We start from the raw sequence: 8,608 nt of genomic DNA, 5'->3' as shown, positions 1-8,608 counted from the left end.
CCCCCACTTATTGCTCTACGCAATAGAAGTGGGGGACTTACTTGATAGTGTTAAATAAAAAGAAGTATTACATAATGTTTAACAGCATGTGTAATACTTCTTTTTTGATACGAAAGTTTGTTCAGAAAATATGTTCTTGACAAACAGTTGTTCGTGTGATAGTATTCATATAGACAAAAGTGAAATAGAGAACATCAGAGTTTGAGGAGGTTTATTTTATGTTGTTGAATCTTCATGTTAAGAATTTAGCTGTTATAGATGAGATAGAGGTGGAATTTTCAGAGGGGTTGAATGTTCTTACTGGTGAGACGGGAGCCGGCAAGTCCATTATTATTGGTTCCATAAACATTGCACTTGGAGGTAAGGTTTCTAAGGATATCATCAGAAGCGGGGCTGAGTTTGCATTGATAGAGCTTACATTTCTTGCAGAGACAGATGAGCAGATACATGAACTTGAGGATTTGGGGATTTCTCTTGAAGATGATATGGTCGTTATATCAAGAAAAGTTACTAAAGGACGCACTATAAACCGTGTAAATGGTGAGACGGTAAGTGTATCCATGCTTAGGAGCATAGCAGATATCCTTATCGACATTCATGGTCAGAATGAACAGCAGTCACTTCTTCACAAACACAAACATATGGAGATAGTTGACAGATATGTTGGAGATAAAATGTGTGGAAAAGATGTAAGATTTGGTGAGATGTACAGAGAATATAAAAGTCTGCTTACAAAAAAAGGTGAGAGGGAGATATCTGAGGAGGAGAGACTCAGGGAGGAATCATTTATCAGATATGAACTTGAGCAGATTGAAAATGCACATCTTGTAAAGGGAGAGGAAGCCAAATTACAGGAGAGGTACCGCTATCTTTCAAATGCAGGAGAGATAGAAAGAGGAATAAGTGAGGTTTATTCTTTGATGGGAAGTTCTGATGATAGTATGGAGAATGTATCTCAGATGCTTGGCAGAAGTTCGCGCATTTTAGGAAAAATCAGCGAGTATGATTCAAATCTTAAAAATCTTGCAGAGCAGATTTCAGATATAGATGAACTTATCATGGATTTTAACAGGGATCTTCAGGCATATGCTTCAGATATAGAAGATACAGGTGAGGAGTTTAACAAGGTAGAGCAAAGACTTGATCTTGTGAGGGGGATTAAGGCAAAGTATGGAGCTACTACGGAGCTTGTAGAAAATTATGCTAAAAATCTTCAGATAAAATTAGAAAAATATGAGGCTTATGAGGAATACAAGGCAGAGTTGGAGAGAAAGATAAAATTATACAAAGAAAAATTATCTGAACTTGCAGAACAGATTTCAAACATTAGAAAAGTTTGTTCAAAAGAGCTTGAGAAAAAAATTACAGATGCGCTTATTGATCTTAATTTTTTGCAGGTTAAATTTGAAATTGCCATCAGGGAGCTTGATGATTTTGGTGTACACGGAAAGGACGATATTGAGTTTATGATATCGACAAATCCTGGTGAGGCATTGAAACCTATAGGAAGTGCGGCATCAGGTGGTGAGTTATCGCGTATTATGCTTGCTGTAAAAGCTGTTTTAGCTGAACATGATTCGATTAGTACACTTATATTTGATGAGATAGATGTAGGGATAAGTGGAAGAACTGCACAGAAGGTTGCTGAAAAGATGGCATTTATAGGCAGGTCACATCAGGTTATATGTATATCACATCTTGCACAGATAGCAGCTATGGCGGATAATCACTATCTTATAGAAAAAAATAATATAAAAAATCATACAAGTACCGTTATAAGGAAACTGTCCGAGGAGGAACGTGTAGATGAACTTGCAAGAATATTAGGTGGAGCTAAGATAACGGAGGCCGTTATAGAGAGCGCAAGGGAGATGGAGCAGCTTGCAAGAACGGAAAAAGAAAGTTTTGTCAGAAAATTAACAGCATAGAATGTTGTGAATACTTTTAATATATTTGCAGATTATATTTATCAGAAAAGAAAATGTCTGTTTCTGTTTACATTACATGTGTTAGCAGTGACAAATGTCTTTACTGGAGGATATTATCATGCAGAGAAAGAAATATTATCAGTTTATACTTATAGGATTATTGGCATTGGATATTATTGTTTCTGTTTTATACTATATTTGGTATCTTGATAAAAAGATACCTGCGAGTATAAATATTGTTGAAAATACAGAAGAATCATTTGATTTTAATCTTCCGGTTCAATGCAACAGTATATCAAATGATGATATAAAGGTATTTAATAATTCTAATAAAGGTGGAAGCCTTAAAGTTATAGCAGGGAAAAGTTCAGGAAGCTGCAAGGCTGAACTTAAATTATTTGGACTTATACATTATAGAGATATAAAATTTAATGTCATAAAAAAACAGAAAGTGATGCCATCGGGAAAAGCGGCAGGGATTTATGTTAATGCCAGGGGTGTCATGGTTCTTGGAACATCTGCAATTCAGGGAAAAGGTGGAAACAGTTACAATCCAGCAAAGAATATACTTCAGGCGGGAGATTATATTTATATGGTAGATGGAAAGGAAGTTTCATCTATAGATGATATTGAAAATATTTTACAGGTAATTGGCGCTGGAAATATTAAAATGAAAGTTCGCAGGGGAAGAGAAAAGATTGATGTAAAGATTAAAGGAATAGAGGGTGAAGATGGAAAAATAAAGATTGGAACATGGCTTCGTGAAGACACAGAGGGAATAGGAACTATAACATATATAGCGAAGAATAACACATATGCAGCACTTGGACATGGTATAGCAGATGCAGACACAGGACTGCTTATTGATATATCAGCAGGTGGTTTGTATGAAGCTGTTGTTAATAGGATAATACCAAGCAAAAAAGGTGTGCCAGGGCAGATATCGGGCAGTGTTGAGTTATCTGACAGGTGTCGTATAGGGAGCATTATTGTAAACAACGATTCAGGAATAAAGGGTGAAATGGACAAAGGTAAGGAAGGTTTTAGTTTTGAAGAAAAATCTGCACTGCCTGTTGCACTAAAACAGGATATTACTGAAGGGAAAGCATTTATAATGTGCCAGCTTGGTGAAAATATAGAAAAATATGAAGTTGAAATCTGCAATATATTTCAGAATTCAAAAGAAAATAAGGATATGATTATTAAAGTTACAGATAAAAAACTGCTAGAAAAAACAGGGGGAATAGTGCAGGGAATGAGTGGTTCACCTATAGTGCAGGGCGGAAAGATAGTAGGCGCGGTCACACATGTATTTGTAGATAATCCTGCCCGTGGTTATGCGATATTTATTGAAAAAATGTTTAAATAGTAACAGGCCGCTGCTGTATAAAGTAAAATGATGCTGTCAAAAGGTGTGGTATATTAGAAAAACTTAAAAAAAATTGATATAACAGGTAGGTATTAGTCGAAAAGTAGAGAGTGTTTACCGTTGAAATATGATGAGTATGGGAATATTATCAATAAGTAGAAAAACAAAAAGTCGAATTTGGAGGTAAACATGGACAACATCAAAGTTTTAGTAGTTGACGACAACAGCAGAATAGTTAATTTACTTAAGGATGCTATCACAAAAGAAACGGATATGGATGTAGTGGCAACGGCGGCTGACGGTGAGGAGGCATTGAAAAAAATAGAAGTCTACAATCCAGATGTGGTCTTACTTGACCTCATAATGCCAAGAATTGATGGACTGGGTGTTATGGAAAGGTTAAAAGAAAAAAAGAAGATAACTTCAGTTCCAAAGATAATAGTTATTTCAGCAGTTAGTCAGGAGAGTGTGACAGAAAATGCATTTATGCTTGGAGCATCGTATTATATTCTCAAACCTTTTGACACACAGATGGTACTTTCAAGAATAAGGAATGCTTTAAGTGAGGAGAATGTTGAAAATCATGTTATAAATACGGTATATGAGAATGGCAGTACAATGTTAAAAAAATCATATAATCTTGAAGCAGATGTAACTGACATAATACATGAGATAGGTGTGCCGGCACATATAAAAGGATATCAGTATCTTAGAGATGCAATTATCATGTCTGTAAATGATGATGAGATGCTTGGGGCGATTACAAAAAGATTGTACCCTACTATAGCAAAGAATCATAAGACGACATCAAGCAGAGTTGAAAGGGCGATAAGGCATGCTATCGAAGTTGCATGGAGCAGAGGAAAAGTTGATACCATTGAAGAACTTTTTGGTTACACTGTAAGTTCTGGAAAGGGAAAACCAACTAATTCAGAATTTGTAGCACTTATTTCTGACAAAATAAGGCTTGAATACAAAATGAACAGGAAAATGATAGTTTAAAATATAGAAAATACTTTTCAGAGCCAACAAATTAGGGTATAATGTATATAAACATTGGCGAAGGAGGTTGGTTTTATTGAAAAATATTTTATTTGTGGCATCAGAGTGTGTTCCCTTTATTAAAACAGGAGGGTTAGCAGATGTAGTGGGGTCACTGCCGAAGTGTTTTGACAAGAAAAAGTATGATGTCAGAGTTATGATACCAAAATATGCATGTATTCCTGATGAATGGAAGAACAAGATGGTGTATAAAACACATTTTTATATAGATCTTGCGTGGCGTAAACAGTATGTAGGTATCATGGAGATGCAGTATGAAGGCGTTACATTTTATTTTGTTGATAATGAATTTTATTTTGCAGGACCAAAACCATATGGTTATATACATGAGGACATAGAAAAGTTTGCATTTTTCTGTAAGGCAGCATTATCATCACTTCCAAGTCTTGATTTTCATCCTGATGTTATCCATTGTCATGACTGGCAGACGGGACTTATTCCTGTATATCTTCACGATATGTTCCAGGAAAATCCGTTTTATACAAATATTAAGACTATCATGACTATACATAATCTTAAATTTCAGGGTGTATGGGATTTACAGAAGGTTAAGGATATTACAGGTATAAATCCATCATTTTTTACATCAGATAAGCTTGAGGCGTATGGTGATGCTAACTATCTTAAAGGTGGTATAGTATATGCAGACCTTGTTACTACAGTTAGTGAATCATATGCAGAAGAGATTAAGATGCCGTTTTATGGAGAAAAACTTGATGGACTTATGCGTGCAAGAGACAATTCTCTTTATGGTATTGTGAATGGACTTGACTATGATGAGTATAATCCTGAGACAGATCCACTCATTTATAGAAACTATTCGGCAAAATCATTTAGAAGAGAAAAGATTAAGAATAAGAGAGCGCTTCAGAAAGAACTTGGTCTTGAAGAAAATGATAAGAAATTTATGATAGGTATTGTATCAAGACTTACAGACCAGAAAGGTCTTGATCTTGTTGATTATGTAATTGAGGAAATATGTGCGGAAGATACACAGCTTGTCGTACTTGGAACAGGTGAAGAAAAATATGAGCATTTGTTCCGTCACTATGAGTGGAAATATCATGACAGAGTATCTGCCAATATATATTATTCAAATGAGCGTTCACATAAGATATACGCAGCATGTGATGCATTTCTTATGCCATCTCTTTTTGAACCATGTGGACTTAGTCAGTTGATGAGTTTGAGATATGGAACGGTTCCTATTGTGCGTGAGACCGGTGGTCTTAAGGATACTGTAGAGCCGTATAACGAATATGAGAACAAAGGAACAGGATTTTCATTCTGCAATTACAATGCACATGAGATGTTAAACACTATCCGTTATGCAAAAGATGTATATTTTAATCGCAAGCGTGAATGGAATAAGATTATTGACAGAGGAATGGCAAAAGATTTCTCATGGGGACAGTCAGCACTTAAGTATGCAGATTTGTACGACAGACTATAGGTCGTATTGGTGTAAAATACCGTTCACACCAGATATCATTAGATGATATTATGATTTGTATATATATTATCTTAATATTAGAACAAGTTATGAGCTGGACTATCATAATATGGATATTTTCATTTAAGGTATGATAAATACCGTATAATGAAGTATAGGTATTTTGTTAGGCTCAGCTCATTTTTTGGTACAATGAATAATTGATGAATAGAACAATCCTGCAATTTTAACACTATCAAGCAAGTAGCAAAGCGGATTGCGAATATCCGCTTGACTTTTCGTTGTATTAGTATGGAAATTTATGATAAGGGGAATATCGATGATAAGATTAGATAAGTACCTGACAGAAATGTCTGTGGGGTCAAGAAGCAGCGTGAAGAAGTTAATAAGGTCAGGAAGAGTTTTAGTAGATGGCAAAGAAGTAACAAGACCGGAGACAAAGGTTGACGAAAATATATCACAGATAGTGGTAGATGGCAGGGAGATATCTTATAATAAATATGAATATTATATGTTAAATAAGCCGCAGGGATATGTATCAGCAACGACTGATAAAGAACATAAAACGGTTGTGGATATAATAGAGACATCTGAAAAAAAAGATTTATTTCCTGTCGGAAGACTGGATATAGATACAGAGGGACTTTTACTTATTACTAATAATGGTGAACTTGCACACAAATTATTGTCACCTAAAAAACATGTTAAAAAGCGATATTATGTAGAAGTATCAGGAATACTTAATGAAACTGATAGAAGAAAAGTAAAAGAGGGACTGGATATCGGAGAGGAGAAACTTACGCTTCCTGCTGATATGTCAGATATTAAAACAGATATGGAAAGAGGAGTATCATCGTGTATTTTAACGATACATGAAGGTAAGTTTCATCAGGTTAAAAGAATGATGAAGAAGCTTGGGAAAACAGTTACATATCTTAAAAGAGTAAGTATGGGAGCACTTTTGCTGGATGAAGATTTAAAATGTGGTGAATATAGAAGATTGACAGATGAAGAGGTTGATAAACTATTAAAATAGATATTAAATATAAAAAAATACTTGACCATATATAAGAAATAGGGTAAAATAATAAAGCAGTGCTGAAATAGCTCAGTTGGTAGAGCACTTCACTCGTAATGAAGGGGTCGTGGGTTCGAGTCCCATTTTCAGCTTAGGTAGGAAGCCTTGAAGACATTATGTTTTCAAGGCTTCTTGTGTTTTTCGGTGTGTCTTTCAAGTTAAAAATTAATGTTTACATTGACACAGTTAGTAGCATAGGAATATAAATTTATGATATAATAACTCCAAAATCCAGATGCTTCGCATCTGTCGCACTTCGTGCCTGAGGATTTTGTCGTTCATAAATTCGGCATAAGAGAACAAGTTCTATTATCTTGCGAATTTATGATATAATAAATGCAGAACAGTTTATATAAAAATTTAACTATAATTACAATGGTGTATAGGGATAGGAGGTATATATATATGGCAGGAACAATGATTCATCTTGTTATCGCTGTAAGACTTGCAGATTTTATTGAAAAAAATGGTTATAGAATTGGAACAGCAAATGAAGATGAGATTTGCACAACTTTCAACAGAAATATGTTTGTAGTTGGAAATATATGTCCTGATGGAATAATGGAACATGAAAATTATCAGAGGAGTATGAAACTTCATACACATTTCAGAGATGGGATACCAGATGGTGATTTTGGAAAAGATGGAACTGTTCAGTTATTTGAAAAAAGACTTGGTGAGTTCTGGGTCAAACATTTAACAGATGAGGAGTGCTGTGGAGGTCTTTATCTTGGATATATAACACATATGATGACAGATAAATTGTTTATCTTAAATGAAAGACCAAAATATTTTGAAAATATTTTAAGTATAGGTCTGACTGACCATGACAGGGAGACATTTGTTTATTTTAACAAGGATACTGATCTTGTTGATTTCAGACTTGTACGGGAAATGCCTGAGTTATCTGAAGCAAAAGAAATACTAAAAAATACAAGTGGTTATTACATAAAGGATATGATTACGGCAGATGAACTTGATAGGAGCCGTAGATGGATTATAAAATATTTTTTTGAAGAAGAGCATTTGGCGGAAGAAAGCAGATTTTTAAATTATGACAGTATAATAAAGTTTATTGATTCTACTGTCGAATATATAGAAAAGAGACTGGTTGGGGATAAATTTATAATGAAAGGAGATAGTTGTTGATGATTTACGATAGAGATGATATATTGGCACAAATGGAAAGAAATGTTCCTACGGAATGTCCGGATTGTCGTGAGAGATTATATTTTAAGGGTGCAGGAGAATACAAATGTCCAAGATGCCGTAAAGTCTATTATGATGATTTTGGAAAGGTAAAAAAATATCTTGAAGAGAACGGATCAGCATCTGCAGTTGAAATTGCAGACAACACGGGTGTAAAGCTTGAAGTAATAGACACATTGCTTGAAGATGGAAGTCTTCAATTGCCTAAAGAATTTAAAGATGCAGCACGGTGTGAGAGGTGTGGAGCTTTTTTTCCGGTAGGAAGATATTGCAAGGAATGTATTGAAGATACGAGTAAAGGGATTATGAATATATTTCACGAGGAAGAATCACAACGTAAAAAATTTGCAAAATCAAAATTGGACAGGGAAAATGAGACAAAAAGACAATATCAAAAGGATAAGATGCACTATTTGAATTATGCAAGAGAGCGAAAATAGATTGTCAAAAGTGTGATATATATAATAAATAAATGGCTGCCATATTTTTATATGACAGCCATTTTACCA

7 protein-coding genes and 1 tRNA gene are annotated in these 8,608 nt (G+C 34.6%); all 8 read left to right on the top strand.

The genetic code is table 11. The features are described from left to right. Positions 1 to 218 precede the first annotated feature (218 nt). Positions 219 to 1,928 carry a DNA repair protein RecN gene (recN, locus tag KQI69_RS05785; RefSeq protein WP_216564400.1) on the top strand — a complete coding sequence of 570 codons (1,710 nt, stop codon included), beginning with the start codon at positions 219 to 221 and terminating at the stop codon, positions 1,926 to 1,928. Between the two features lie 118 nt (positions 1,929 to 2,046). Then, entirely contained in the window at positions 2,047 to 3,297 is a 1,251-nt protein-coding gene (spoIVB, locus tag KQI69_RS05780; protein WP_216564399.1) for a SpoIVB peptidase, read from the top strand. A 189-nt stretch (positions 3,298 to 3,486) separates the two neighbouring features. Beyond that, positions 3,487 to 4,299: a sporulation transcription factor Spo0A gene (gene spo0A, locus KQI69_RS05775; RefSeq protein WP_216564398.1), complete on the top strand. Its 813-nt coding sequence runs from the start codon at positions 3,487 to 3,489 to the stop codon at positions 4,297 to 4,299. Between the two features lie 76 nt (positions 4,300 to 4,375). Continuing rightward, complete coding sequence (gene glgA / locus KQI69_RS05770; protein WP_216564397.1) at positions 4,376 to 5,812, top strand: glycogen synthase GlgA; 1,437 nt, start codon at positions 4,376 to 4,378, stop codon at positions 5,810 to 5,812. Between the two features lie 319 nt (positions 5,813 to 6,131). After that, positions 6,132 to 6,848, top strand: a complete 717-nt coding sequence (locus KQI69_RS05765; RefSeq protein WP_216564396.1) for a pseudouridine synthase — start codon at positions 6,132 to 6,134, stop codon at positions 6,846 to 6,848. A 61-nt stretch (positions 6,849 to 6,909) separates the two neighbouring features. Continuing rightward, positions 6,910 to 6,982 (top strand) — tRNA-Thr (locus KQI69_RS05760). 313 nt (positions 6,983 to 7,295) lie between these two features. After that, on the top strand, positions 7,296 to 8,039 hold the full coding sequence (locus KQI69_RS05755) for a hypothetical protein (RefSeq protein WP_216564395.1): 744 nt from the start codon (positions 7,296 to 7,298) through the stop codon (positions 8,037 to 8,039). Continuing rightward, positions 8,039 to 8,539, top strand: coding sequence for a hypothetical protein (locus KQI69_RS05750; RefSeq protein ID WP_216564394.1), 501 nt, complete (start codon positions 8,039 to 8,041; stop codon positions 8,537 to 8,539). Before KQI69_RS05755 ends, KQI69_RS05750 begins: the two co-directional genes overlap by 1 nt. Positions 8,540 to 8,608: the final 69 nt, after the last annotated feature.

The organism is Eubacterium sp. MSJ-13, assembly GCF_018918235.1.
GTDB lineage: Bacteria > Bacillota > Clostridia > Lachnospirales > Lachnospiraceae > Butyribacter.
This window is presented reverse-complemented; position numbering and strand designations above follow the sequence as displayed.

What these genes read in the sequence shown, in the direction of transcription:
- recN (WP_216564400.1), top strand. Translation starts at nt 219, where the DNA reads ATGTTGTTGAATCTTCATGTTAAGAATTTAGCTGTTATAGATGAGATA.
- spoIVB (WP_216564399.1), top strand. Translation starts at nt 2,047, where the DNA reads ATGCAGAGAAAGAAATATTATCAGTTTATACTTATAGGATTATTGGCA.
- spo0A (WP_216564398.1), top strand. Translation starts at nt 3,487, where the DNA reads ATGGACAACATCAAAGTTTTAGTAGTTGACGACAACAGCAGAATAGTT.
- KQI69_RS05765 (WP_216564396.1), top strand. Translation starts at nt 6,132, where the DNA reads ATGATAAGATTAGATAAGTACCTGACAGAAATGTCTGTGGGGTCAAGA.
- KQI69_RS05755 (WP_216564395.1), top strand. Translation starts at nt 7,296, where the DNA reads ATGGCAGGAACAATGATTCATCTTGTTATCGCTGTAAGACTTGCAGAT.
- KQI69_RS05750 (WP_216564394.1), top strand. Translation starts at nt 8,039, where the DNA reads ATGATTTACGATAGAGATGATATATTGGCACAAATGGAAAGAAATGTT.